The organism is Acinetobacter sp. PC34, assembly GCF_051789135.1.
Taxonomy (GTDB): Bacteria; Pseudomonadota; Gammaproteobacteria; order Pseudomonadales; family Moraxellaceae; genus Acinetobacter; species Acinetobacter johnsonii.
Genome location: NZ_CP196664.1, coordinates 2,007,459 through 2,033,576, shown reverse-complemented (window position 1 = coordinate 2,033,576; position 26,118 = coordinate 2,007,459). Strand labels below are relative to the sequence as shown.

Below are 26,118 nucleotides of genomic sequence, written 5' to 3'. Positions count from 1 at the left end.
AGGTTTTTAAGATGGCAAAGAAGTCAGAAAGTAAGAAAACAAAGCCTAAATCAGCCGGCTTGATGACAGAGGTTGCAGTTGAGAACCTTGCATTCACTTTGGGGCGTAAAGCCGATATTGACGAAGTACTTCGCCAGGCTGGGCTAACCCGGCAACGATTATCAGTCCTTATGGTAGATGATGAGATTGCGCAGGCCATGGAAACGCGTCTTGATGCAGTTCTCAATGCGCCGTGGCGATTTGTTGAAGATCATGGTGAACAAACGGTTTTTCTAAAGGATTTGTTCACTCGTTGGCATGCTGAAATCGTCTCAGGTGCATGGGAAGCTTGTCCTTATGGTTATTCGGTTATGGAAGCCAACTATGCACTTACCAGTGATAGTAAATTCACCTTAAATGAGATTGTAGTTAAGCCTCTAGAATGGTTTGAGCCCAAGAATGATGGACGTTTAATTTACCGACAAAATGCTACAGAAATTGATGTGAATGCCAAATATCCACTCAAGTTCTTTTTGACACGCCGTAAACCTACATTCAAACAGCCTTATGGTGATCCATTACTGTCGAAGCTTTATTGGCTATGGTTCTTCCGTACCAATACAACAAAGTTTTGGGTCAAGTTTTTAGAACGCTTTGGCACACCAATCTTATTAGGGAAAGTTGGGGGTAAAGATCGTAAACAGGATGATATTGATGCTATGACATCGGCTTTGCTCAATGCACATGCTCAATCAGTTATGTCTATTGGCGCAGAGGATTCTGTAGAAACTATTGGTGGAAGCTCTTCCAATGGTGGCAGCACAGCATTTGAAGCTTTTGACAATGTATTAACCCGCCGTATTCAAAAGGTAGTCTTAGGTCAAACGCTCACAAGTGGGACTGATGGTGTTGGAAGTCGAGCTTTGGGTGAAGTGCATAACGATGTTCGCTTAGATAAGCGTAATTCAGACCTACGCATGATCACGCCTACGATTCAAGAGCTCATAGACGCACTCTGCCTGCTGAATAACTTTGAAAAGCACACAATTGTCCTGGGCGGTGAGCAGGATCTTAAGGTCGCTGTTGTTGATCGTGATATTAAGCTTAAAACATTAGGTGTTGAGTTTAATGATCAATATGTGATTGAGACATACGGCATTAAGGCTGAGCATTTCAAGATGAATACCAGTGATGCAGTCCCTAACACCAAATTCTCTGCACTACCTCATCAAGCATTCAGCTTTAAGGCATCAGTGCAAAAGCCGTCACCTGAGCAGCAAGAGTTGGATGAACTGACAGATGCTCAGGATGACCTTGAGCTATTGACCAATGAGCAGATTAGACAATTGGCAGCTGAGTCTGAGACACCGGAGGCTTTGCTATTCAATTTGTCTCGATTAATACCTGGTGCAACACAGTCGCAATTTACAGCGCATTTGGATCAGGCTTTATATGCTGCAGATGTATTGGGGTATGCAACAGCAGCAAAGGGGAAATAGATGCAACCAGTCACGTTTCTTGAAGCGCTGCAGTATGCGCATAGTAAGAAAGTAGTGCTACCTGATGAGTTTTACTCAATGGATCTTAAGACACGGCAAATGGCAACTACGGTTAGTTTTTTGTCGAGTCTTGAACAAGCTGAGTCGGTGATTAAGTCACTTAACAAAACATTAGCATCGGGCGGCACCTTTAATGATTTTCAGAAGCTTGTCGCTGAGTCGGAAATCGTTTTACCCAAGCATTACCTGGATAATGTATTTCGGACCAATATCCAAAGTGCATATGGCCATGGACGTTGGCAGCAACAGCAACGGAATAAAGATAAACGTCAGTATCTGATGTATTCGGCTATCAATGACTCACGTGTGCGTCCAGCACATTTGGCATTGAATCGAATTGTATTACCGATTGATCATCCGTTTTGGCTAACGCATTACCCTCCCACTGGATTTCGCTGTAGATGCACATGTATAGCCTTAACTGAAGCCCAAGCGCTTAAATACGGCATCACACCAGATGACAAGTTGCCAGAGGTTGCTGAAGCTTTGGATTGGAGCTCCCATCCTTTGCAATTTGGAGAGTTTGAGGCATTGGTGGATCAGAAGATTTCTAAGTCATTACTTGATAAGGAATATCTACTAGAGCAGAAAGAAGCAATTAAGGCCGAATGGACTGCATCCAAAAAGCTCACCAGTCTGTTAGCCCCGATGGATGATAAATCGAGAGATCTATTCAACACGGTGGCCAATACGGTTATTCCTTTAGATCCATCCATTAGACCAAGTGCAATCAAGACTTTCTTGGATTATGTGCAGGGCAATGATGCTGCAATCACGAACTACCTAAATGCGTCTGTAAGTTCGAAAGCGGCTGATGTTTTAAAGCAATGGCTCAGACAGGACATGCAAGCCTTAAACGCCGTGGCGAGTAATTCAGCTGCAATCGTGACAGGCGGAGTGACCTTGCAGCATGTAGTGGCTTATGAGGTTGGGCAAACGATTCAATTTAATTCGCCATTACTGTTAGCCGAGAATGCTTCCGATGTGGTGTTGCAGATTGAGAATTCGAAAGGCTTAGGGATCGATCTAAACGAGTTGAATGCTGGTCATGGCGTATTAATGCCAATAGGCTTGTCATTTGAAGTGGTTTCGATTGAAACACTGAATGGCAAGATGATTTACACACTGAAAGCATTGGTGAATTAATGACTGCAAAATGTGAATCGTGTCGACGTGGTTTGGATGGTCGAAATGGTAATGGTTTTTCGCCGTGTGGCTGCGAGAAAAAAGTAGTTGTGATTGGTAGCCCATCGAGAGTGAATAATCTTGTACGAGCTATGTGCTGCGTTCTATCTCGACCACCAAAGAAACCATGAGTCAAAATTAACTGAAGCCGCCTAATGGGCGGTTTTTTTATGGAGCATGAAAAATGCCAGATGAACAAAAGCAGGATCATTATTGCTTTCGGCTTGGTGACCTAAGTGTAGATCCTGTTGAGGAAGGTAAAAAGAAACGCACCTTCTCAGGAGTGGCTTATAGCGGTGAGGTTATTACAGATCACTGGTATTGGACACGAGTGATTTTTGATTTGGATAGTATGCAGATTAAGGGTCGCATTCCAGCACTTTTAGAACACAGCTCACGCCAACGGGCAGGTGCAATCAATACTCATACGATTAGCCATCAAGAGGGTTTGGTTGTACATGGGGACTTGATGAGCAATGAGTTTGGTACTCAGGTAGCACAAGACTCAGATGATGGATTTCCTTGGCAGATGTCTGTCCGTATTGAGCCTGCTAAGACTGAAGAAGTTGCAGCTGATCAAACAGTGATTGTTAACGGAAAGACGCTTCAAGGACCTATTACGATATTCCGCGGTGGTCGTATTCGTGAAGTTTCATTTTGTGCCTTAGGTGCAGATGAAAACACGATGGCAGTAGCCGCAAGCCATAACCCTAACCAACCCACAGAGGACACAGACGTGACCGAATTAGAAAAGGCGCAAGCCGCACAGAAACAAGCTGAAAAAGAGCGTGATGATGCTCAGGAAGAACTTAAAAAGTTCAAAGCTGACAAGCGTGAAGGGGACATCAAAGCGCTTGAGACATCTTTAAATAAGCAATTTAGCGCTGAAGAAAAGACGTCTTATACCAATATGGATGACACTTCATTTGCATTCATGTCTCAGCAATTAACGCAATTCTCAGCAGGTAATCAACCATCAGCTGGTCAGCAACAGCAACAAATTCCATCACATCTTAATCATTTGTTCACACACCAAGCTACAGGCGGTCAGGGTGGTCAAGGGCAAGATGGCAATCAAGGCGCTGGTGATAAACACAAATTCACAGCTGGTGCTCAAGCATTCGCAGAACAAAAGGGGAAATAATTCATGGTTACTCACTATGTACCGCCTATCTCGGTCACGTCAAAACGACTGATTTTGGATAATGAAAAGTTACGTCGTGCTAATGCAAAAGTGCCGACAGCTACGGCATTTAAATATGGCGACCTGTTAACGCTATCAGATACCAATGTACTGGCTCATGCCACTGATGAAAAAACATGGGATGTGATTTGTGGTCAGGATGTATCTGCAGCAGAAGCAACAATAAAAGCAGCTGATGGAATCGAAATTCCAGTGTATTACGGTGGTGTATTTAACGTTGAAGCAGTATCACTTGGTGGCACTTTACTCACCACAGTTCAATACGCTGCAGCACGCGCCAAAGCAACCAAAAACAAAATCGAACTTTCTAAGGTGTAAATGACATGCCACAAGCTTTTAATATTGAAGGTACCCCACTAGAACTGCTTGATGTGGGTGAGTTAGCACTAATCCACTCAAACTATCGCCCGATGGATACTTGGCTATTAGACCAACTATTTCCAAATCGTCCATTATTCACACGTGATGATGTACCTTTGGCTGAATTGTCAGCTGAACATGATCTAGCACCACTGGTTTCACCACAACAACCCGGTAAGCCATTTGATACCACTCAATCGGGTGAAGTACGCCATGTGAAACCGGCCTACTACAAGCCAAAAAATCAGGTTAGTCCGGCCGATACATTTGAAATCTCATTACTTGAGCGTTTACGCACCGCTGGCATTATCTCAACTGGAAATCAGCAATTGTCTCTACAAGAGCAGATGGTTATTTCCCAAATTGCGGTGATGAAACGCAACCATGATGCCATTGATAACTCAGTCCTAATGATGGCGATTGATCTTCTGAAAAATGGTAAATATGCCCTTCATTCAGATGACTATGAATACAACTTGGTTGATTACCGTCGTGATGCCTCTCTGACATATACGCCGTTGATCAAATGGAATGAAGCAGGTGCTAAACCTGTTTTAGATATCCGAACCATGCTCGAGCGTCAGTTGGCAGCCGATGGAGGTGAGGCCAAAAAAGCAATCATGTCTGGCTTGGTATGGGCTGCTTTATGGAATAACGAAGAATTCAAGAAAGAATTCATCACACCGTACGCTGGTATTTCTGTTCCTGTTACACCAAGCTTTGGTGTCAAAGAGTCTGCGACCCTTAAGGGGACATTTGATGGAATCGAATTCTGGGTATATGACGCAACTTACCGCAATAAAGGTCAGGTGAAGCGCTTTATTCCAAAAGATTACTTCTCCTTGATTTCTGATACCAACGGCTCAGTGGCACATTGTAAGATCAAAAATATGTTGGCCAACGGTGTTGCTCAGCAATACTTTGACCGTCAATGGTATTGTGAAGATCCAAGCGGCATCATGTTGATGACAGAGTCTGCTCCATTGGTCGTGCCTTCTAACAAAAATGGTGTAGTCGGTGGTACCGGCTTTATCACCCTATAAGGAGTAAGACATGCCGAAGTACATCGCAAAACAATCCATCGGGCATTTTATGCCAGGTGATGAAATCAAAGGGCTTGAAGATAAACAACTTCAGGCCCTTTTAGCATCTGGAGCTATTGAAGAAGAAAAAGCTCCAGAACAACCTAAGGCTGATGGTACTGCTGAACGTTTAGCTGAACTTGAAAAGGAAAATGCTGAACAAGCAGGAACTATCAAGCTCATGACTGAAGAGAAAGCGAAGTCTGATCAGGAAAAAGATGGGCTTGAAACGAAAGTTGCTGAACTTGAAAAGGCTTTAGCCACAACTGAAGCTGCTTTAAAGAAAGCCACCACCGAAGCCAAGAAAGCTACTACTGATAAATAAGGTGACCCATGTACGCGACTGAAGCAAATCTAGTTGCGCGGTTTGGTGGTGAGATTGATGAATTGAAGTTGATGCATGCAAGTGCATCAACTGCTGTTCAGGATGCCTTACAAGACGCATCAGAAGAAATTAATGGGTATATCGGTGGTCGCTATCCTTTACCTCTTCCAAATGTGCCAAGCAACTTAGAGCGAATGGCGTGTGATATTGCACGTTATCGGCTTTATTTCCAGCAACCCACTGAAGAAGTGCGTAAGCGTTATGAGGATGCAGTCAGTTTTTTAAAGCTGGTTGCAACCAATAAAGCACATTTGCAAATTCAGAATGTGGAAACTAGCCAGATCGTGGATGATCAACCCAAAAACAAACCATCTACAGCACCAATTGGTACGACTTATACAGGTGGTGTCTTTGGTGACGATGTCCTTGGAAAAATGCCGAGCATTAAGTGAGGTGATGCATGCCAGGCGCATTAATTGAAATCCGTGCCGATGGTGACTCAGCGATCTCTAAAGCTCTAAGTTTGTATGCTGATGTTGAGGAGCGTCAGTCTAGACTCTATGAGCGTATGGGTGCAGCCTTGGTGGAGAATATCCGCGAACGCTGGTCACGCGGGGAGGGCTTATACGGCAAGTGGCCATTATCCGTAAGGGTGATGCGCCAAGGCGGTACCACGCTTCGCGATACATCGCGTCTAATGAACTCTATTACCAACAATACAATCAGCAATGGTTTTGAGGTTGGTACGGACGTTGAGTATGGTGCGATCCATCACTTTGGCGGTGAAATTAAACATGAGGCTCGTCAAAGCACGGTTTACTTCAGGCAGAACCAAAAGACTGGTGTTGTCGGTAATCGTTTTGTTCGCCAAACACGATCTAACTTTTCTCAAGACGTAAGCGTTGGTGCTTATACCGTGAAAATGCCTGCACGTGCTTGGTTGGGTTTAACTGTAGATGACGAGCAGGACCTATTAACCATTGTTGAGGATGTTGTTCTAGATGAGTGATGAAAATCTATATGCGGTACGAGATGAGATCGTAGCGCGCCTCGAGCAATTCATGGATGAGTGGGGTGTAAAGAAAATCTATACCCCTAAAAATCTAGGTATGACGACTGAACTGTCCCAAACCACACCCAACATTCAAGTGAATTTCCGCCGTACCAAAAGTGCAGGAGTGGTGAGTAAGGGGGATGCACTTAAGCTGAAGGTGGTCTGGGAAGTGACAGCTTGTTGCAAGCATGCAGCATCTCAGGTGACAGATGGTTCTAAAGCATTCGATATGGCTGGTGATCTAACCATTAAGATCATTAAAAAACTGAGTGGCTGGGAGCCTGAATCCAGTGCTGAACCACTGATTTATATAAATACAGAGGAAGACATTTCTAAAAGCTGTGTCTACTCAACTGTGGTTTTAGAGTCTGAGCTATTCATTCAAACCGAACCTGATTAAGGAACCTTATGAAAATGCAATACAAAGCCTTAAAGCCGATTGGTCCATGGGTGAAAGGTCAAATTGTGGGTGATCTACCACAAGAAAAAATTAAACAGCTTTTAGAAGATGGTGTGATTGAATCAATCAAACCAGACGTAAAAGCAGAAGCCAAACCAAAATCAAAAGAGGTGCCTGCGAATGGCTAAGAAGTACATTTCATTGCGTGGTAAGTTCTCCCTTGCCCCAATTGTTGAAGGCGTTGTTGGTGCCATGCGTGAACTTGGCAACATTCCTGACTTTACGCTTGAAATCACCGCTGACAAGATTGAGCATACCGAGTCAATGTCAGGTGATGATACGACTGATTTGGTGCTATACAACACCACTGCGGTTTCGTTCAGTGGCACACTTGAGCAAGTTGATGCTGATAACCTGGCATATATCCTGTCAGGTAAAAATGTAGCTGTAGCGACCAAAACCGTAGCTGATCTTGATTTAGGTGCAGTCACCAAAGGTCAGAAGATTAAACTGGATGGTTTTAATCTAACTCTACCAACAGTGACTGATGGAGCATCAATACCAGTTCCTATTGAATCAACGAAATATAAGCTAGATGCGGTTTATGGCACGATTGAGTTTCTTGATGATTTGCCAAAAGTTGTGATTGGTTATACCACTGGCGCCGTGACACATACTACGATCGCATCTGATTTCGGTGCTGAATATGCATTGTTCTTTGAAGGTATTGATAAGATCAGCAAAGACAAAGTGTTCTTAGCTTTGCACCGTACAATTAAATCGCCCGATTCGAGCTTTGGCCTAATTCATGAAGAATTTGGTTCATACGAAATCAGTGGTGATGCATTGGGTGATCTGACTAAAGATAAAGATGGTGCGCTTGGCTTATACGGCTATTACACCCAAATCCCTAAAGCTGCATAAACCCACTACAGGCACTTAAATAGGATGCATTAGGCATCTTTTTTTGTGCCTGTACTTTTTGAGATTTCATCATGAATGATTTTTTTATAGCTTCAAATCGACCTGTCAAAGTTGGCGATCTATTGGTGTACCAGCTGCAGATGCATAACTTTGATGAGTGGTCGGGTGCAGCGCAGGTCATCAAAGACTTTTTGAATAATCATCCAGATGAAACCGCACAAATGATCTTTGATGCTCATTCGTTTGAATCGACGCAATTGATAGCCCATTGTTTGCAACACAACATTGAACAGGTCATCGATCTATTCAAGAAAGAGGGCGAAATTAATATCTTGTTATTGGATGCTGTAATTAAGGTGAATGACGCATTTTTTTCCGAGCCCAAACCTAAACACCGGGACGATGTAGATCCACGTAAAAAGAGCAGTTGGTTTGATGTATTTCAGTTGTTGGCTTCGAATGGCCACTCACATGAAAGCATCATGCAAATGAGCTATGGCTCATTTAGACACTATCTCAAAGCAGCTCAAAAGGCCGAGCGCATTAAAATGCGTAATTTAGCGATCGCAACAAGGGCGCAGAATGCCATCAATAAGAAGTTCAATGAATTCATTAAGAGTCTTGAGAAAGACCAGTAACATTCACATTGTGCTGTGAATTTGAGCAGGTTATGATTTATCCAATTATAACGAGGGGTAAATTCATGAAAAAATTATTGGCTGGCTTGTTATTAGTCACATCATTTTCGGTTATGGCTGCTGAAACTCGCAGCTTCCGTGTAGGGGGTGATATTGTTCAAGTTGGCGATTCGGTTGGCTCATTGGTAATTAAAGCAGGAAAGCCTATTTACCAGCAATCTTATACAATTGATACTGGCAACAATACTACGATCTCAGTGACAGATTACATTTATGAAGTTGGAAACGAGATTTATACCGTAACCGTTCGTGAAGGTCGCGTATCTAAAATTACTTGGGAACGTCGCTGAGGATTAGAAATGAAATACGGATTGATTGGGGTTATTGTTATTATTATTGGTCTTTTTTATTTTATGCACAAAAGCAACAAGGACGATGCTGCAAGAGTTGCAGCAAGCGGTCAAGCTTACACGGAGCAGCAGAATAAAACGGTCAAGGTTGCTGAGCTACAGAAGCGCATGCCAGACCTAAGGGATTCAATCGCTATCAAGTTAATTGAATCACCAAAAATGAGCAGTGAAGATATTTTATTTTACAAAAATTTAAGTGGAAAGTGGGCGGACACCTTAAAAGTTGCCGAAGCTACAGCTAGAATCAGCCTATCAGATCCTGTTCAAGAGCTACAAAAACTAAAAAGAGATCTAGATGCGCGACAACCCAAGACAGATTGTGAGGACATAATGAGAAGCAGTCTCCTCAACTCTTATGAATACACAATTGATGGTTTTTTGGAGTTTATGAAGGACAACAAAGAGGAATCGGATATAAACTCAAGAGTCGCGTCATCCTCAATGGATAATGCAATCTTTCTCCTTGATTATTGTAAGCCATCATAAAATGTAAGTTAAAAGCACCTTAGGGTGCTTTCTAAATGTCTAAATTTAACCACCAATTGGTGGTTTTTTTACGTCCAAAAATTGAGGTCGCCATGTCTGGAAAAAATCTAACTTTCAAATTAATCATGGATGGTGATAGCAAAGGCCTTGTAGCCGCTGCCAAGCAATCTGAACAAGTTGTATCTAAAGTTTTTGAGGCTATTAAACAAGAAGCAAACCAAACTCGATTAGCAACTAATAATGCTACACAGGGTATTGATCAGCTTGGCAAAGAATCTACCACAGCAGCGGTGGAGGTTAAAAAGCTTGATTCAGAGCTTGGTAAAACGAATGCAGAACTTCAGAAAAACGAGACATTTGCCAAGCAAGCAAGTGGTGAAATTCAGGGTTTAAAAACTGGATATACGGCACTAACGAGTGCGATGGCTGCATTGGGTATTGGCGCATCTGCAACTGAAATTGCTCGAACTGCGGACGAGTTTAAGGTTTTAGAAGCAAGAATTGGGCTTGTTACATCTAAAAGCGGGAATTTTACTCAAGCTTTTGAGGGTGTTAAAAAGATTGCGATTGAAACAAGATCCAATCTTACGGCTACAGCGGAATTATTTACCCGAGTAAAAACTGCAACTGATCAGCTTGGATATTCGCAAGAACGGGCATTAAATTTAACGGATTTGGTTAACAAGTCATTAATTGTGGGTGGTGGTCTTGCGGCTTCAAATGAAGCGGCTATTTATCAATTTAACCAAGCCTTGCAATCAGGAGTTCTTCGTGGCGAAGAATTCAATAGTGTGATGGAGCAAGCGCCACGTTTGGCGAGAGCTCTTGCAGATGGCTTGGGCGTAAATATTGGTAAGTTACGTGCAATGGCGGGTGAAGGAAAGCTTACATCCGAAGTGATTGTTAAGGCACTTGAAAGTCAATCCAAAGCCTTAAATGCTGAATTTGGGAAAATGCCTGTCACAATAGGTCAGTCAATAGAGAATCTTAAGACTGCTTGGACCTTGTATATAGGTGAGGCGGATTCTGCAACTGGTGCAAGCACAAAAGTAGCTGAAGCAATTAAATTTGTAGCTGAAAACCTTGAAGTTTTAGTTTCAACTCTCACAACAGTGGCTCAAGCATATGTTGCTTATAAAGCACTTGGTATTGCAGCAAGCTTTCTAGAAAAAGCAAATGCTGTCAAAATTGCCCAAGTTGCAATTGCCACTGAAACAGCATCCATTGTTACAAACACTCAAGCACAGTTGGTAAATACCCGAGCAACTCAGGTAGCAATTGTTGCGAAAAATCAACTCACAGCCGCTACAAATGCAAGTAATACAGCGAATGTAGCAGCATCAGGTGTTATTGGAAGAGTATCGACTGCTGCAAATGGTTTAAAGGGGAGTATTGCGGGGGTTCTTTCTCGCTTTGGTGCCTATGGAGCAGCGGCTGCTGGTGTCATTTTAGCAAGTGATTTAATTGTTGATGGATTTAAGAAAACGGATGAGTGGCTATTAAAGCAAGGGTCTGATTTCATTGATTGGGCTGTATCTAGAGCCACTGGTACGAAGTCCTTAGTGGATCAAGAAAAGGAATTTATTGCAGCTGAAGAGGCCTCACGTAAGAAGCAGGAGGAGGTTGCGGCTGTAAAAGCAAAAAATGCCGAACGCACTGAAATGCTTAAAAATGCCTCTCTTGGTCTTAACGAGGCATCTAAAGCAACAGTTGTGGAGTTTGAGAAACTTGTCAAGGAGGGTGCTAAGGTTTCAGATGTTTTGGGGCAAATTGCAAAATCTTTCAATTTCAGCACCACTACAGGTATTAATGATGGACTCACTGCGTTACTGGCACTCCAGACTCAAGGAAAGGCTACCGCAGAGGAAATTAGAAAAGCCCTAACAGGCATTCTTTCTGACGAGGACTTGGTTAAGTTTCAAGGCCGTTTAGCGGCCATTCCAGTCAACATTGAAAAGCAACTTGAAACAACTAATGCCAAGATAAAAGCCAAACAGGCCGAGCTAGATGCATGGAAGAAAGCTAACTCGGATATGAATCAAAAGGACTGGGATGCGCAAGTCGAGAAGCAGCGAGCTGGTATTGAAAAGCTTCAAGCTGAGGCTAGTGCTCTACATGTTCAGTATGCTAATTCCGTGCAGGGCGCAGCAATGGTTCAGGGTGCCATTCTAGACGAGGCTATTCGTCGTACTGGTTTGAGTTATGAGGAATTACAAGGTAAATCCACCAAGGCATTTGAGAAAGCATCTAGTGATGTGAGTATTGTTGCTAATAATATGGATGAGCTTAAGAATAAAGGGGTGGATGTTGGTCGCGCTTTAGATGCAAGTATTTCAAATGCAATCAATACAGCCACCAATCAGCAAGAATTAGATGCTCTAAAACTTAAGATTGAAGGCTTGCGCGGAGTACTTGGAAGTAAAGTGGCTGACGGGTTGTTGCAACAAGCTGGGCAGCAGTTAATTGATGTTAAAAATAAAGCTGATGAGGCTCGATCTGGAATCAACTCCACTGCTGAGGCCTTTTCACTTTTTGGCATGAAAACTCCTGAGCAGCTTAAAGGTGTTGCTGAGCAGTACAAACAAGCCTTTACTGAAATGAAGAATAGTGGCCAAGCAACACTTCACCAGCAGCAAGAAGCTTTCAAGCAATATGCTGAAAAAGCCATTGCGGCAAATAAAGGTATTGCAGATAGCACGATTACAACACAGGCTTATATGCTTGGCCTTGAGGTTCAGGTTGATGCCACAGGCAAAGCCACCGTTTCTAAACTTGGTGAGATCCAGCAAGCAGCAATCGAGACTCAGCGCACTGTGAGTCAAGTGAGCCAATCTACGGCACGAGAGCAACCCGAGATCAGTGCTGAACAACAAGCCACGAATGACCATTGGGATGATTTCAAAGCCAAGATGAAAGCGCGTACGGATGAGCTGAATGCCAAATCACAAGCGCGTGGTTCAGGTGGTGGTAATGCTTCATTACTGTCGAATGGTAGTGATACAGCTCAGCAGATTTCCGCCGTGCCTGATGCTCCACTTATCGCGACTAGTCTTGATATTCAACCAATGGAAGGTATGGAGACCAAGCAAAGTATGGAGATCAAAATTGATATGGGAACAGGTCAGACAGCGACAGTATCAGCGGCACCCGATCAAGCCACAGCTCTTGAGGAAATGATGCGAGAACTTGAAGCAATTAAAGGAAGATCGTAATGCGATTAACACGAAAGTCGACCGGAGAGACCATCCAAATTGAGGATGGTTTTTTTTGGTCTGATGAAAACTGGTCTGAGATCGAGCAGAACCAGGAGTATGCCATTAGTGGTGCCTTGATTATTCAAGAGGGACGCAAACAAGCAGGCCGACCAATCACATTGCAGCCAGCCAATAAAACGAAAGGTTGGATCAAACTGCGCGATCTGAACACGCTTCGTTTATGGCAGAACCTGCAGGAGCAATTCACGCTTCAGTTTGAGTGGCCACATGACCAGCGTGAGTTCAATGTGATTTGGAATCATAAAGACGGTGCACTGGAAAGCTCTACAGTTAAAGGCACTCCAGCAACATCACTTGATACTTATTTTAACGTCACCATGCGATTCATTGAGGTAAGCGATGACAATTGAAACTAATAATTTAAAGCTCCTTGAGTCAGAACGCATTCGTACGGATGCTGATGATGGTGGGGGAAAATACTCAGGCCGTGAAATTGTCGACGGTCAAAGTAATAACCTGTTCAATGATATTTCAGAGATGGACCGCACCACAGGTCGCACTTCTATCCAAAAGATCTATGCTGCAGTGGATACAGCCGATACCGATGCTTTAATGGGTGCGACGGTATTCATTTCTCAGAATGCACAAGATCCCAATGTGTCCGCCGTGTTATTCAGTACCGATAGCTGGACGGATGAGCGTAAAGAAGCGCAGAACCGCATTGAAAACTATAATGCCAAAGGTGCACAGATTGCCGGCACACCACTCGACACACATTGGAAAGGCATGAAGTCTCTACAAGTGGCCATGTTTCCCCAGGAAGCGGAAAGCGCTATTGGTACATCAATTGTATTGATTTCGAATGAAGGTAAAGCTTTAGAGATTGAGCAATACCTACGTATTACTGAAGTATCGACCCGCACGGCTTATGTGATGGTTGATGGCAAACAAGTTGAATATAAGATTGCCACTTATGGCCTGAGTGATGCATTGAAAGCCGATTTTGTCGGCCTGTCTGCGAAGCAATGGTATAGCGGTGAAAAGAGTACCACCATCATCCGTGACACCATTGTGGCGGATACAGGGAAGTATTACTCCAGTGCGAATTTAAAAGAAGTCGCACAAGTCGGTGATTATTCTGTGGTTGCAGAGGATGTCTATACGCAGTTGGTACCCTCAGCGCAGACAGAAACCCCGATGGTGAATATCAATGCTGCAGGTGATTCTGTGGCTTTGGTGAAAGCCAAGAATGGTGTCCTGAGCAAGACTTTTAATAATGTCGCCATTAATACCGTGTCGAGCTTATATGTCGGCTCGTCGGTCATGCCAAAATCAGTTGAGTTTACTTTATTTGGTTCGGCGGTTACCGACGTGGGCGGTGAACTTAAAAATGCCGCTGGTACTTCCATTGGTACCATCAACTATCAAAACGGTTCTATTGTGTGGAACGCAAGCGCGGGGACGGGTACTACCAACCTCACGATTAACTTTATGCCTGCTGCAGCGGTGACAGCACCTGTTGAATCTGATCTGATCTATGTCAATCAAGAGAACATCAGTTTTAACTGGATCCGTAACTTGGTTCCGTTGCCATCACCAGGCAGTTTGCAAGTGTCGTACTTGGTACAGAATCAGGTCTACACGCTTCGAGACAATGGTGCAGGGCAGTTGCGCGGTGGGGATTCGTCATTTGGCTCAGGCAGTATTGATTACGATACGGGTACCATGTCATTAACAACAGGTGAGCTCGCCGATGTCGGCAGTGCAATCTTGATCACGTGGAGCAATATGATCACGGCTCAGGAGCGCTCAGGATTAACGATTAATAAAGCTTATGTTGAGATTCCTGTGAATGACTCGATTGTGGCAGGTACTTTGACGGTCAACTGGTTATTAAATGGGGTCACCAAGACAGCAAACGACAATGGCCAAGGGCAATTCACAGGGGATGCCACAGGCACCATTGACTATGCGGATGGTATAGCGAAGCTGATGCCAACCTTGTTACCCAATGGCGGTACCACGTTTAATGTATCAGGTCAGAAAGGGTCTATATCTTCAATTCAAGTGACTGCGGTACCTACTGGCGGCACCATTTCGATTGAATTGGACAATGGGTCTGCTGCATTGATTCCTAAGTCTGTGAAGGTGCGTGTACCTGTAAAGTACATGAGCTATACAGGTGAGGTTGAACTGCGTGATATGCCGATTGATGCCACTACTGGCCGTTTAATCAATGGTACAGGTCAGCAACAAGGCACCATCAACTATGCGTCTCGTACCATGAGTATCACCCCAAGTACTACACTTGAAGCGATCGAGCGTGAGAAGATTATGCGCCCTTACTATGGAACGCATAATACGTCTCAGGAGGCAATTGCGGCAGGTATGCTAGGGATGACTATTAAGTATGAAAATACAAGTGAGACGCATACTCTAAGCCTGAATGAAGTGGCGACTGCGGTGACGGTGAGTGTCTCGTATCGAGATAGTTCAGCGGCTCAGTCGTGGTCGGATACCATCATTGGTTCTGTTCTAAAAACGGATTTAACAGAAGGCTTTGCTGAGCAGATTCTTGCAGGTTCGGTTCGCTTTAAACTGGCTGATTCAACCTATGTTGATAAACTCGGATCGCTTTACCGTAATCCCTCAGTGACCACGGGTGCGGGAACGGTAGCTGGCCAGATCCACTATGGAAATGGTGCGGTCGAGTTATCCGCTTGGGATGTAGGTGGTGCGAATAATCCGACCTTAGAGACCTTGGTGACTCAACTAGAAAGTGTGCAAACCAACCAAGTCTCATACCGTGCACCGATGATCCCTATCCGGGCGCAGTCCTTAACTTTGTCAGCAACCAAGGTGGGAGGCGGGGTATTGAATATCACGCCTGATGGCTCGGGTACGATTGATACAGCAGAGTGCGATGGTTTCTTTAACTTTGACCAAGGCTATGGCCAGTTTGTTTTCCGGCAAAAGATTGAAGTGACTTCTGCCAACCGTGCTGAAATTATGGCGCAGGATTGGTACGTGGCTGAGCTGGAATACACCAAAGATGGCAAGCAGTGGATTCACAAGCCCATCATGGTCCTGCCTGAAACCATTAAATACAGTGCGGTGGGTTATAGCTATATACCGATTGATGCGGAGTTACTTGGATTGTCTGCAGTGCGTTTACCGATTGATGGGCGAGTTCCAATTTTCCGATCGGGTGAGATTGTGATTGTTAGTGCAAGTAAGTCGCAGGAGTTCCCTGACTATGTGGCAGGCCAGACTTATCTATTGAATGATGCGCGGATCTCTTGGTGTGAACTTGAAGATGCCGATGGCATTAAAATTCCATTTGATATGTATGTGGTTGATTATGACTACGGCAAAGTGACTTTAAACGGTGATTTTGCCCTGGGTAATTTAACTGGACCACTTACTGCTAAGTATCGCTATCAGGATATGGGGTTGGTACGTGATGTTAAAATCAATGGCCAAGTGACTTTCACCAAGCCTTTGACCCACAACTATGATCCAACTGATACCATTGTTGGTTCAGCCCTAGTGATTGGTGATATGCAATCCCGCTACACACGTAAATTTGTGCAACAAACGTGGAATAACGCATGGGCAGATGAGGCAACAGGTAGTGGTATTTCAGCCAACTATAACGATGCTCTATATCCAATTACTGTGACGAACAAAGGCGCGATTCAGGAACGATGGGCGCTGATTTTTACAGACAATACGAATTTCCGCTGTGTTGGTGAATATTCTGGTCAAATTGGTACCGGTAGCGTGAATATTGATTTTGCACCGATTAACCCGGTGACTGGTTTGCCATATTTCACGGTAAAAGAAGAAGGTTGGGGTGCAGGTTGGGCAAGCGGTAACGTGTTGCGCTTCAACACTGTGGCTGCAAATTTTCCAGTTTGGGTGATTCGTACGGTGAAGCAATCTGAGCCAAATGTTATGTCAGATCAATTCCAGATCATGCTGCGTGGTGACATTGACCGCGTAGTTTAAAAATTAAATCAAACATGGCCGCTCTATGCGGTCTTTTTTATGAGTAAATAAAAATGACAATGAAGCAGACGCAAACCAAATTATTTGATTTTTCTGATGTAGGTCTGGACTTTTGTGTGGGTTCTAAAAACCTATTTCCAGATCGTTTTAAGAAAATGCTGTCGCTTGGCTATAACGTCCAGACAGTAACAAGTGTCGCTGTAGCGGGAAATCAGATCACCTTCACATATGGTGGTGCACATGGCTATACTGCAGACCGCGTTTTAAAAGTTGATTCTGGGGCTTTAGCTTCGATCAATGGTGGTGAGTTTTGGATTGATTCAGCTACTACGAACGCAGTTACTTTTACATTAGATAACGCACCAATTTCAATTACTGGTAACTTTACGACACGAATTGCTTCGTTAGGCTGGCAACTCGTGTATGAGAATGCGCACATTCATGTCTACAAGTTTAAGCATATTGATGATACTGATATGTACGCACGTTTTTGCTTCCAGACCAATTTAACACAGCGCAATGCAGTTGCAGTTGGTATAGGTCGCACTGTGGATTTGAGCTTAGGTGTGATTACTGATGAAAACTGCCTAGACGATCTCGCGACCTGCACAACACTTGCAGATGCAACTTCCCGCTTATATTTCAATTTTACGTCTAGCCCGTATCTTGGAACAGCGCAAAATGAATTTACCTACCCACAAGGAGTGGGAACATACGGTCTTTCAAAGGTTGTTGGTAGTTTATATCATATTGTTTTTATGTATAATATTGGGTCGTCTGGGCTTGGTTGTGTTTCAGCAATCTTGCCATTTGCATCTACATACAATTCAATTAATTTACCTTTATTGCTTTCCCAAAACCTTGGATCTGCTAGTGCAGAGATAAACTCAAACGTACTAGGGAATTTGAAAGCATATATTGGTAAACAGAACTGCCGCTTTACTTTTTTATCCAGTGTTAATATTGCGACCACAAACATCGCAGGAGCAAGTTTTTTACCAAGTAGTATTGATTCTTTTAATACTACTGCTTGCATGCCGCTATCTATTTATACAGATACAGAGAGGCAAAATATTGGAAATTGTTCAGGAGGGCTTTATCAGGCTTGCTATGCAGCCAGCAATACACCAACAAAAACAATTGTAACCACACCTGCAGCAACTAGAGATATAGATCTAAATTCGATTGTTTTAACGCAATATATGTCTTATGTAGGTAATGATGCCTGGTTTGCAGCCCCTGTTGAGGAGATAAAAATTGGCGCTTAAAATTTTAAGATCATTTTTTGGTGAATACCTACCAAATTATTCAAAATTAGCAGACCTTGGTTATTTAATATCAAAACCACCCCGTCCAATTATTACTGTTGTGAATAACAATCAGGGCTTTGGTCAGATTAAAGGCACAACAAAAAAAGTAGGCGCTAATTACTCATCTGTCAATGTTTGTGTATTTAAGCGATCCACAAGGGAATTACTCTGGGAAATAAAATCCAAAACTGATGGCTCTTATGCGTTCCGCAATCTCGCTGTAGGTTTGGAGTGCTTTATCGTAGCTTTTGACCCAAATAATCAATACAACGCTGTAATTCAAGATAAGGTGATCGCAAAATGACAGAGCCTTCTCACGTTGTAAAAATGGCCATGCTGCAAGCGCTGGCTGCAAACTTAGATCAGGGTGAGGGATATGCAACCATGGTGTATTACGATGGTGTACGCCCCTCATCTGTAGAGGTGGCTGTCGATCCTTCAGCACGCTTGGTTACGTTGACCTTACCTAACCCTTGTGTAAAACAAGTAAATGAAAATTCAATCGAACTTCACTCCAGTGATGCAGCAATGGCGACTAAAACTGCTACTGCGATTTGGGCACGCTTATACAATGCAGCAGGTCAAGCAGTGATTGACTTGGACATGGGGGTTGAGATTGAGTTAGATAGTTATGAGATTGTTTTGGGATCCACCCAGCAACTGGATGCGATATTTATTGAACCCGAATAGAGGTGGTCAATGTCGAACTACACACCACCTGATGCACTTAATGTTGATCTAAATTTCACAGATGAGCAAAGCCCAATTGATAGCCATCATTTGGTTTTAGATTTTGGTGCTGAAACAGTACTGTCGCTTGCGCGGATTAAAGTTAAAACAGCGTTTAAGTTTAGAGCGACTGGTACCAATGTACGTCCAGTTGATAATCATGGCCTTGTAAGGATTCCAATCAGTTGCCGATTAAATCCACGAATCTTGGGCTCATCTGATATTAATCACCTTCTAGGGGTGTCTAAGGGATTTAACCATGTTTTTAAGAAGGCAGTGCATCGATTAACAAACACTGAAATATCGTGGTTTAAATCAGTTTTAAGAGTCTCAAATGAGGCTCTTTTTTTCGATCAAGGATTAGTGGTTAGTCATGGCAATGACATTGGCTTTCAGCATGGACGGACGTTATCTGAATCCATCCATAGCACCTTTGATCAAGGTGCAAAATTCAGTCGAAATCAAGGCGTACGTTGGCAAGAAAATCTCAAGATTCGTATTGCGCGTGATTTGTATTTTAATGAACCAATTAAGCTTCGATTGAACCGTGAATTCGCCCATCAGGAGATGATCCGAAAGCGGCGCAATATTTCGTATTCACACCAAGTCGCACATGTCTTTGAAAAGCGTTTCAGCTTTGACTGGGACAAAGGGTTAGAGCTGGTCACACAGGACGAAATTTCGTGGGATAAGGCCAAATCCATCCATTATCGCAAGCATCCGATTGAACCATGGCCAGAGCCTGAAATTCCTCAGTATGAAGGTACAGGAGATCTTAATTTCGTATGCCTATGTCATGAAGTAGATGCACACAATGTTGATCTTAACTTCGGTGCAGACGACTGCATACCCGGCATACCAAATCGTAATTGGTGGTACATATTGAATAGTTTATCTGTGACGCGCCTAGATAATGGCGAGGAAATAAATGTGCTAGATGGGAATTACAGTACCGATCGCAGCTGCTGGTGTTGGTCCTATAGTTTGACCGTACCGGCATCCCAGATTGGCAAACTTGAACCGATCAATGGCCAACCTGTGATTTTAAAAATTATCGTGAATGGTACAGAACATCAAATGTTGCTTGAGAACCGACGACGTTCTCGTAAGTTTGCCCAAGACACTTATACCTTGATTGGGCGCAGTCAAACCGCACTGCTTGCGGCACCGACAGCGCCTTTACGCTCATTCTTACAAGAGAATGATCGAACCTCCGTCCAGTTATGCCAAGCGGAACTGGATCGCGTATTTAGCGATACGGTACTTAATTGGCAGTTGATCGATGCACTGGGTTGGATCGTTGAGCGTGAGAGCTTAAGTTATTCCAATTTAGCACCGATTGATGCGATCAAGATGGTGGTTGAAAGTGGTGGTGGGTTTATTTATAGCGAAAAGGGCAGTAATACGCTGACCATTAAACAGCTTTATAAAAAGACCTTTTGGGATGTGTTGTTGATCGCTGAATATGATCGCTTATTACCTGAGTCTGTGGTAGTGAGTCAGTCCACGGATTATCAGATCTATCCTGATTACAACGGCATTACGCTGACCAATGACCGAAAGGCGCTGGTCGCTCAAGTGAAACGCACTGGAACCAGTGCTGATACCTTACTTCAGCCTGAAAACAACCCGCTATTTAACCATGTCAGCATGGGGGCGTATGGCAAAGCCAAACTTGCCAAAGCAGGAATGGTCGAAACCCATACCTACAGCATGCCGATTTCGCCTGAAGTAGGTGAATGTGTACCAGGAGAGGTGCTGGCATTTAATGCGGAATGGTGGGGCATTGTGGACAGTGTCAGCGTCTCTTTCAGCCATGCGATCGTCAATCAAACTGTGAAAGTGGAGCGTGTGAATCGTGAGTAATGCATTACAGCGTCTAATTGATTTACTTCCTACAGCTGCAGAGTTTGTAGGAACCATTACCAGCGTAGACCACCCCAGTTACAAAGTGTTGGTGGTGGGTGGTTCAGGTTTAAACCTGGTCACCAGTTCAACACGTTACAACTTAGGAGCAACCGTATTTGTATCTGATGGTGAGATCAAACGACTCGCGCCATTAGGTGAAGTGATTCAAATCGAAGTTTAAGTTTAGAAAAAGTGAATGGCGCTCTGAGAAACACTGTTTCGCAAGGCGCTTTTTTATTGCCAAAAATTAGGAGTGGTCTATGAATGACCCGTTAAGCATCAAGGGCCTACCATGGCTTTTCAAAATTATTGCAGCAGTGGTTGGGGCAATCTTTGCCCTGACATTATCGGGGGATATCGACACTGAAGGGCGAATTAAAATCACCATGGGTGTGATTATGAAATTCACCTTTAGCGTAGCAATTAGTCTGTATGGTGGATCTGCATTCATTGAGTATTATGGTTGGCATGTCTATTCACATATGACACAAGGCTTTGTGATGTTGATCTTTGCGATCTTCGGAATGTTGTTGATTGGCATCTGGTATCAAGCAATCCAGCTGTTACGTGGTAAAACCATTGGTGAATTAATCTTTGAAATTCGATCAGCCTTTAAAGCGATGTTTAAGTGAGTAAGTGAAAAATGAAACAGATATTTGATTATTTAAGAAAGATCAGTGGTGGAACACTTACTCAAAAACAAGTTGATGCTGCTAATCAAGTGATTACAACAGCTACAGATTCCGCTGTGGCTGATATGTTGGGTCTTGCGATCGACCAGATGGTGGTCAGTCTTTTCGGTGTGGATCTCATCTGCGGTTTTGAGGGAAAGCGACTTACTGCCTATGATGATGGGGTGGGAGTGTGGACGATTGGTTTTGGTACCACGGTTTATCCGAACGGTATTAAAGTTAAAAAAGGTGATACCTGCACTGAAGCACAAGCTAAGGCTTACATGACCTATGATTTAAAGAAGTTTGAAGCTGCTGTAAATAATTCGGTGAAGATGCCACTGAACCAAAATCAGTTTGATGCACTGGTATCACTTGCTTACAACATTGGGACAGGTGCATTTAGTGGATCAACTTTAGTTAAAAAGCTGAATGTTCATGATATTCGCGGCGCAGCGGATCAGTTTGATGTATGGGTGAATGCGGGTGGAAAACGTATGCAAGGCCTGGTGAATCGCCGGACTGTTGAAAAGGCTTTATTTTTGAAATGAAGTTATTTACTTTATTGCTGTGCCTCCTACTCTCAGGTTGCACAGCTCATTCGATTTCGACGAATGTGAATGTTGGGATTTGTGTAAAAGCTCTTTAAGTGAGGGCTTTAATACCTATGAGTCCAATTTTTTACTCTTTTTAAAAGGCCTATATCTGCAAAAAAGAAAGGAAATAAATCTCCATAGTACGGAAATGGCACTGCGCCATTAAGATCTGCATTAGGATTATTATTGGTTTCTAATGAAATTTTATTTAGCATTTGATGTATTGGCCTTAGGGTCTGAATTAGATCATTAATTATATATGGTCTAGATTTTTTAATTATGTATTGATACATGAGCAAATCTATAGCCAATAATGGTGATCCATTAAAGTCTAGGTGGTAGGTGAACCCAGTAGCCATAGGGTATTTGGAGTAATGTTTTAGCAGTTCAGCATTAATTTTTTCATTTTTGATATATTTTCTTAAATAACTTTCAGATATCTCCATCCAAGCGTGTATGGGGTGTACTGGGTCAGTTTTATTACTGTTTGTTAGTTTATTTAGATTTTGATATCTAGTCTTCTCAGCATATGTGCTTAAAAAATTAAATAGTTCCTGAGCTTGGTGTGTTTCATCAAGATGTGGAATTTTAGCACCATATTTATTAAAGACATCTGCGCAATCATTAAAGCTAGTAATCAAATTATGCTTTTTACTTGTTAAAAATGTATAGTTGGGTTTTCGAAAATTATTTGAATACATATATTCGGTAACCAAAGCAATTTTTAAAAACCTTTCCACACCTATACTTAGGTTGAAAAATGAAGAATAAAATAACCCATCTTTATTATCGTAAATATTAGCTTTTACAAGAAATTCTATCCCAGATAGGATGGAGGATTGAGCTAGGTAGCACTCTTGTAGTAGATCATTAAATTCTGAGCTCCCGTATAAAAAATTCACTATTTACTCCTTCCACCCATCCATCATATCAGCCCAATCTTGCATCATGTTTTACCTACTAACAACCTTAGCACCTTTCCAAAACTCCCCACCTCTACGCACTAGAAATGAGCTCGCATTACTATCTAGTGTTAGACATTAATTCAATTATTTATAGTCAACATACCTTCCCAGCTAAAATAATCCCTTGTCAAGCTTCCCCGACTCATCGACCAGCCGCGATTCGGTAATTTACAAGGTCCGATCGCAAGCTTCTTATCCCCAAACCTTTCTTTTACACCTTCCATTGCAAGCTGCAGCTTTTCATTTCGTTCTATAGACTCGACATCACTGAGTAAGTCTGGAATATAGGCTGCCTTGTTCTCAATACACGTTAAAATCACACCGCACTTTTTAAACTCAATACCTTCTTGAAACAGTTCATCCATTTGCTTCATCACAGCTTTGTTCATGACTGCAGCTGAGTCGGTAGGTTCGGCAAAACCCACACTGATTGATTTCTTATAAAACGGTTTGTTCTTATCAAATGGATTGGACTCAGCAAAAGCAATCACGCAGCCACATAAGCTTTTGTCTTCACGTAGACGTTTAACAGCTGATTGCAGGTAATCACTCATTGCCTCAGACAAAGATTCTTTATCCGTTACACGTTGGCCAAATGACCTTGATGAGATGATTTGTTTCTTGGCGGGTGGAGCGTGTTCAATCTCAATGCAGGAAATACCTTGCAGCTCGGCTACCGTCTTGGCTATAACAATGGAAAAGAGTCTTTTCATATTTCGTGGTTCTGTACGGGTGAGATCCTGAACAGTATGCACGCCCATGGCATGCAGTTTCTTGCTGTGCTGTCGACCGACTCCCCAAACCTCAGATACATCGATCAAACTAAAAAAGTAATCCTTATGTTTTGGGTCCATGGTTACCAAATTGCAGACACCCGAAAAGCGTTTGGCTTTCTTGGCCATGTGGTTGGCAATCTTGGCTTCGGTCTTACTTCGACCAATTCCGACTGATACGGGCAAGCCGATCCACTTCGATATACGTTCGCGCATGTCTTGAGCGTATTCAGTTAAATCGAATTTATGCTCATATGCAGTCAGATCTAGAAAGCATTCATCGATCGAATAGATCTCATGCTCTCCTGGTGCAACATACTCGGCAAGAATACTGTGAAAGCGCTTGGACATTTCTGCATAGACTTTGTAGTTGCTCGAAAGTACTTCTACATTATGCTTTTCAACAATGTCTTTGATTTGGAATAGGGGCACACCCATTTTAATCCCAAGATCTTTAGCTTCCTGTGAACGTGCAACTGCACAGCCGTCATTGTTTGAAAGTACAATGACCGGTCTATTATTCAACTTTGGATTAAATACACGCTCACAACTGACGTAACAATTGTTCACGTCAATTAAGGCATAGATCTTATTTTCGCTTCTCATCTGAAACTCTTCAGAACACGGGTGACAACACCCCAAATAATGAACTCTTGTCCTTCACTGAAATGAATGTCGTCATAATCAGGGTTTTCAGCTTTTAGCCAACATACACCAGCATCTTCACACATAAGACGCTTAACGGTGAACTCATTGTCGACCAGTGCAATCACGATGTCCCAGTGCTTTGCCTCAAGGCTACGATCGACAATCAACTCATCGCCAATATCGATACCAATATTGATGAGTGACAGTGAATTAACTCGGACAATGAATGTCGCGGCTGGATTCTTTATCAGGTGCTCATTTAGGTCTAGGGTCTTATCAACATGATCTTGTGCAGGGGAAGGGAAGCCCGCTTGAACGCGCTCTGTCGCTAAGGGGATAGCCATATGCGTGACTGGGTCAACTTGGCGTATGTGATCGATTTCGGGATCAGCTTTAGCCTTCTTTAGAAAGGCTTTGATTTCTAAAACAGAAGAGTTTGGTACACGGATAAGCGTGGTTAGCTCTGAACGCTTTCGCCCCGCACCCGGTCTTGTACCACCATGGTTTTTGATATCGTTCATAGCCAAACTTGATTTCTGTAACAGATTTCAAGATTGTAGATTTCGGTCAAAATAAATTCAAATTTAAAAGCTGTGGATAATCAACGGGCCTTCAAATTAAATTAGGTTGAGCACCATTTTCAGATAAGCGGGATTTAGGAAAGGTGATGTACTCATCCTGCATTTCAAAGAAGAACTCATGAGCCTCTTTAAAGCTGCAATTTAGCCATTCTTCGCGATATTCGTCAGGGATAACGATGATAGAGCGCTTCTCATCTTTAGGCTTATGGAATTGCTTCATAAAGGGATGATTATCTGCATTGATGGTCAACATACTCATCGATCGGATTTGCTCCCCAGCAATTACGGCATTCTCATATATGGCTGCCACGGTAAAGGGCATGCCATCCTCACGTGCAATTCCATACCAATGTGATTTCCCATCAATGTATTTTGGCTCAAATATGGTTTCGACAGGGATTAGGCCAAACTGAGACTTATGCCAAGCCTCCCTAAAACTGGGTTTTTCAGCGACCGTTTCAGTCCGGGCATTGTAGGTGTACTTACCGAAGGTCTTTTCTTTAGCCCATTTAGGAATCATCCCAAAATTAACCGATCGCCATTCGATCTTGCCGTTATTTGAAAAGATTAAAGGTGAGGGATAGTTCGGAAAAATGTCTTCAGGGAACTCCAACTGATCAGGCTCAGGAAGGTCTAACAGAAATGCACGATTCTTTCTGATCGCTTCGAAGTTTGCGCACATAGACTTATCCCTGTTTATTCTTTATGATCATCGCACAAATAATAACCCAACCAAGAATAAAAAATGATTTCAAAACAATTTAGGATCGTCAACGCAATACTCGCAGTCATCGGCATAGCTGCCTTCATCTTTTTCCAGTATCAAATGAGACCTGACACGCTTGGTGGCTTTAAGGAAGGCACAGAAGAGTATTACGGTTATCAATACGCACGTGATAACAACCTAAAGAGTGCGGATCAATGCGATGATGAAAAGGATGATCCTGAAATGAATATCAATGATGCATTTATCAAAGGCTGCAGGAGCTCTTTCGAGAAATAATTGCTTGGCACCTGTCAGAATACGTAAATTTCTCAGAAGGACAATGCATAAAGATAAGTAATAGGATGAGTGATAAAATTGGCTGCGCTACTTATAAGTTGC

The 26,118-nt window shown here is 42.9% G+C and carries 29 protein-coding genes; 25 read left to right on the top strand and 4 right to left on the bottom strand.

Annotation, left to right across the window (positions count from 1 at the left end):
• The first annotated feature begins 11 nt into the window (after positions 1-11).
• From ACSC9N_RS09880 to ACSC9N_RS09765, 24 genes are all read left to right on the top strand, one after another.
• Complete coding sequence (locus tag ACSC9N_RS09880; RefSeq protein WP_395475214.1) at positions 12-1,478, top strand: phage portal protein family protein; 1,467 nt, start codon at positions 12-14, stop codon at positions 1,476-1,478.
• Entirely contained in the window at positions 1,479-2,684 is a 1,206-nt protein-coding gene (locus ACSC9N_RS09875) for a phage head morphogenesis protein (RefSeq protein ID WP_395475213.1), read from the top strand. It abuts the gene before it with no gap.
• 223 nt (positions 2,685-2,907) lie between these two features.
• On the top strand, positions 2,908-3,867 hold the full coding sequence (locus tag ACSC9N_RS09870) for a hypothetical protein (protein ID WP_125273678.1): 960 nt from the start codon (positions 2,908-2,910) through the stop codon (positions 3,865-3,867).
• Positions 3,868-3,870: 3 nt separating this feature from the next.
• Positions 3,871-4,245, top strand: coding sequence for a hypothetical protein (locus tag ACSC9N_RS09865; RefSeq protein ID WP_395475212.1), 375 nt, complete (start codon positions 3,871-3,873; stop codon positions 4,243-4,245).
• Positions 4,246-4,250: 5 nt separating this feature from the next.
• Positions 4,251-5,330: a major capsid protein gene (locus ACSC9N_RS09860; RefSeq protein ID WP_395475211.1), complete on the top strand. Its 1,080-nt coding sequence runs from the start codon at positions 4,251-4,253 to the stop codon at positions 5,328-5,330.
• Between the two features lie 10 nt (positions 5,331-5,340).
• Complete coding sequence (locus ACSC9N_RS09855) at positions 5,341-5,694, top strand: hypothetical protein (protein WP_395475210.1); 354 nt, start codon at positions 5,341-5,343, stop codon at positions 5,692-5,694.
• Positions 5,695-5,702: 8 nt separating this feature from the next.
• Positions 5,703-6,146, top strand: coding sequence for a gp436 family protein (locus ACSC9N_RS09850; RefSeq protein WP_058869392.1), 444 nt, complete (start codon positions 5,703-5,705; stop codon positions 6,144-6,146).
• Positions 6,147-6,154: 8 nt separating this feature from the next.
• On the top strand, positions 6,155-6,703 hold the full coding sequence (locus ACSC9N_RS09845; protein ID WP_395475209.1) for a phage virion morphogenesis protein: 549 nt from the start codon (positions 6,155-6,157) through the stop codon (positions 6,701-6,703).
• Positions 6,696-7,148, top strand: a complete 453-nt coding sequence (locus tag ACSC9N_RS09840; RefSeq protein WP_078425819.1) for a phage tail terminator protein — start codon at positions 6,696-6,698, stop codon at positions 7,146-7,148. Before ACSC9N_RS09845 ends, ACSC9N_RS09840 begins: the two co-directional genes overlap by 8 nt.
• A gap of 8 nt (positions 7,149-7,156) precedes the next feature.
• Positions 7,157-7,336: a hypothetical protein gene (locus ACSC9N_RS09835; protein WP_078425818.1), complete on the top strand. Its 180-nt coding sequence runs from the start codon at positions 7,157-7,159 to the stop codon at positions 7,334-7,336.
• On the top strand, positions 7,329-8,072 hold the full coding sequence (locus ACSC9N_RS09830) for a hypothetical protein (RefSeq protein WP_078425817.1): 744 nt from the start codon (positions 7,329-7,331) through the stop codon (positions 8,070-8,072). Before ACSC9N_RS09835 ends, ACSC9N_RS09830 begins: the two co-directional genes overlap by 8 nt.
• Before the next feature lie 71 nt (positions 8,073-8,143).
• Positions 8,144-8,710: a hypothetical protein gene (locus tag ACSC9N_RS09825; protein WP_395475208.1), complete on the top strand. Its 567-nt coding sequence runs from the start codon at positions 8,144-8,146 to the stop codon at positions 8,708-8,710.
• A gap of 65 nt (positions 8,711-8,775) precedes the next feature.
• Positions 8,776-9,060: a DUF2845 domain-containing protein gene (locus ACSC9N_RS09820; protein ID WP_130234781.1), complete on the top strand. Its 285-nt coding sequence runs from the start codon at positions 8,776-8,778 to the stop codon at positions 9,058-9,060.
• A 9-nt stretch (positions 9,061-9,069) separates the two neighbouring features.
• Positions 9,070-9,606, top strand: a complete 537-nt coding sequence (locus ACSC9N_RS09815; RefSeq protein ID WP_004693708.1) for a hypothetical protein — start codon at positions 9,070-9,072, stop codon at positions 9,604-9,606.
• A 35-nt stretch (positions 9,607-9,641) separates the two neighbouring features.
• Complete coding sequence (locus ACSC9N_RS09810) at positions 9,642-12,818, top strand: tape measure protein (protein ID WP_439036029.1); 3,177 nt, start codon at positions 9,642-9,644, stop codon at positions 12,816-12,818.
• The gene (locus ACSC9N_RS09805; protein ID WP_395475206.1) at positions 12,818-13,231 is read left to right on the top strand and encodes a hypothetical protein; all 414 of its coding nucleotides are present in this window, start codon (positions 12,818-12,820) and stop codon (positions 13,229-13,231) included. Before ACSC9N_RS09810 ends, ACSC9N_RS09805 begins: the two co-directional genes overlap by 1 nt.
• Positions 13,221-16,832 (top strand): hypothetical protein, encoded by a 3,612-nt coding sequence (locus ACSC9N_RS09800; protein ID WP_395475205.1) that lies wholly within the window; start codon positions 13,221-13,223, stop codon positions 16,830-16,832. Before ACSC9N_RS09805 ends, ACSC9N_RS09800 begins: the two co-directional genes overlap by 11 nt.
• A gap of 53 nt (positions 16,833-16,885) precedes the next feature.
• Positions 16,886-18,100, top strand: coding sequence for a hypothetical protein (locus ACSC9N_RS09795; protein ID WP_395475204.1), 1,215 nt, complete (start codon positions 16,886-16,888; stop codon positions 18,098-18,100).
• Complete coding sequence (locus ACSC9N_RS09790) at positions 18,090-18,446, top strand: carboxypeptidase regulatory-like domain-containing protein (protein WP_395475203.1); 357 nt, start codon at positions 18,090-18,092, stop codon at positions 18,444-18,446. The genes ACSC9N_RS09795 and ACSC9N_RS09790 overlap by 11 nt, the downstream gene beginning before the upstream one ends.
• Entirely contained in the window at positions 18,443-18,832 is a 390-nt protein-coding gene (locus ACSC9N_RS09785; protein ID WP_395475202.1) for a hypothetical protein, read from the top strand. Before ACSC9N_RS09790 ends, ACSC9N_RS09785 begins: the two co-directional genes overlap by 4 nt.
• A gap of 9 nt (positions 18,833-18,841) precedes the next feature.
• On the top strand, positions 18,842-20,737 hold the full coding sequence (locus ACSC9N_RS09780; protein ID WP_395478871.1) for a hypothetical protein: 1,896 nt from the start codon (positions 18,842-18,844) through the stop codon (positions 20,735-20,737).
• Positions 20,730-20,960, top strand: coding sequence for a hypothetical protein (locus ACSC9N_RS09775; protein ID WP_395475200.1), 231 nt, complete (start codon positions 20,730-20,732; stop codon positions 20,958-20,960). Before ACSC9N_RS09780 ends, ACSC9N_RS09775 begins: the two co-directional genes overlap by 8 nt.
• 79 nt (positions 20,961-21,039) lie before the next feature.
• Complete coding sequence (locus ACSC9N_RS09770) at positions 21,040-21,411, top strand: hypothetical protein (protein ID WP_087010935.1); 372 nt, start codon at positions 21,040-21,042, stop codon at positions 21,409-21,411.
• 11 nt (positions 21,412-21,422) lie between these two features.
• Positions 21,423-22,001: a lysozyme gene (locus ACSC9N_RS09765; protein ID WP_395475199.1), complete on the top strand. Its 579-nt coding sequence runs from the start codon at positions 21,423-21,425 to the stop codon at positions 21,999-22,001.
• Positions 22,002-22,108: 107 nt separating this feature from the next.
• Here the strand turns inward: ACSC9N_RS09765 and ACSC9N_RS09760 are convergent, their stop codons facing one another.
• The 4 genes from ACSC9N_RS09760 to ACSC9N_RS09745 form a co-directional block, all read right to left on the bottom strand.
• Positions 22,109-22,948, bottom strand: coding sequence for a hypothetical protein (locus ACSC9N_RS09760; protein WP_395475198.1), 840 nt, complete (start codon positions 22,946-22,948; stop codon positions 22,109-22,111).
• Positions 22,949-23,091: 143 nt separating this feature from the next.
• Positions 23,092-24,390 (bottom strand): Y-family DNA polymerase, encoded by a 1,299-nt coding sequence (locus tag ACSC9N_RS09755; protein ID WP_395475197.1) that lies wholly within the window; start codon positions 24,388-24,390, stop codon positions 23,092-23,094.
• Positions 24,387-24,953 (bottom strand): LexA family protein, encoded by a 567-nt coding sequence (locus ACSC9N_RS09750; RefSeq protein WP_395475196.1) that lies wholly within the window; start codon positions 24,951-24,953, stop codon positions 24,387-24,389. Before ACSC9N_RS09750 ends, ACSC9N_RS09755 begins: the two co-directional genes overlap by 4 nt.
• Before the next feature lie 91 nt (positions 24,954-25,044).
• Entirely contained in the window at positions 25,045-25,695 is a 651-nt protein-coding gene (locus tag ACSC9N_RS09745; protein ID WP_395475195.1) for an SOS response-associated peptidase family protein, read from the bottom strand.
• Positions 25,696-25,758: 63 nt separating this feature from the next.
• On the opposite strand from ACSC9N_RS09745, the gene ACSC9N_RS09740 reads away from it, so the two are divergent.
• Positions 25,759-26,016 (top strand): hypothetical protein, encoded by a 258-nt coding sequence (locus tag ACSC9N_RS09740; RefSeq protein WP_058869416.1) that lies wholly within the window; start codon positions 25,759-25,761, stop codon positions 26,014-26,016.
• Positions 26,017-26,118 lie beyond the last annotated feature (102 nt).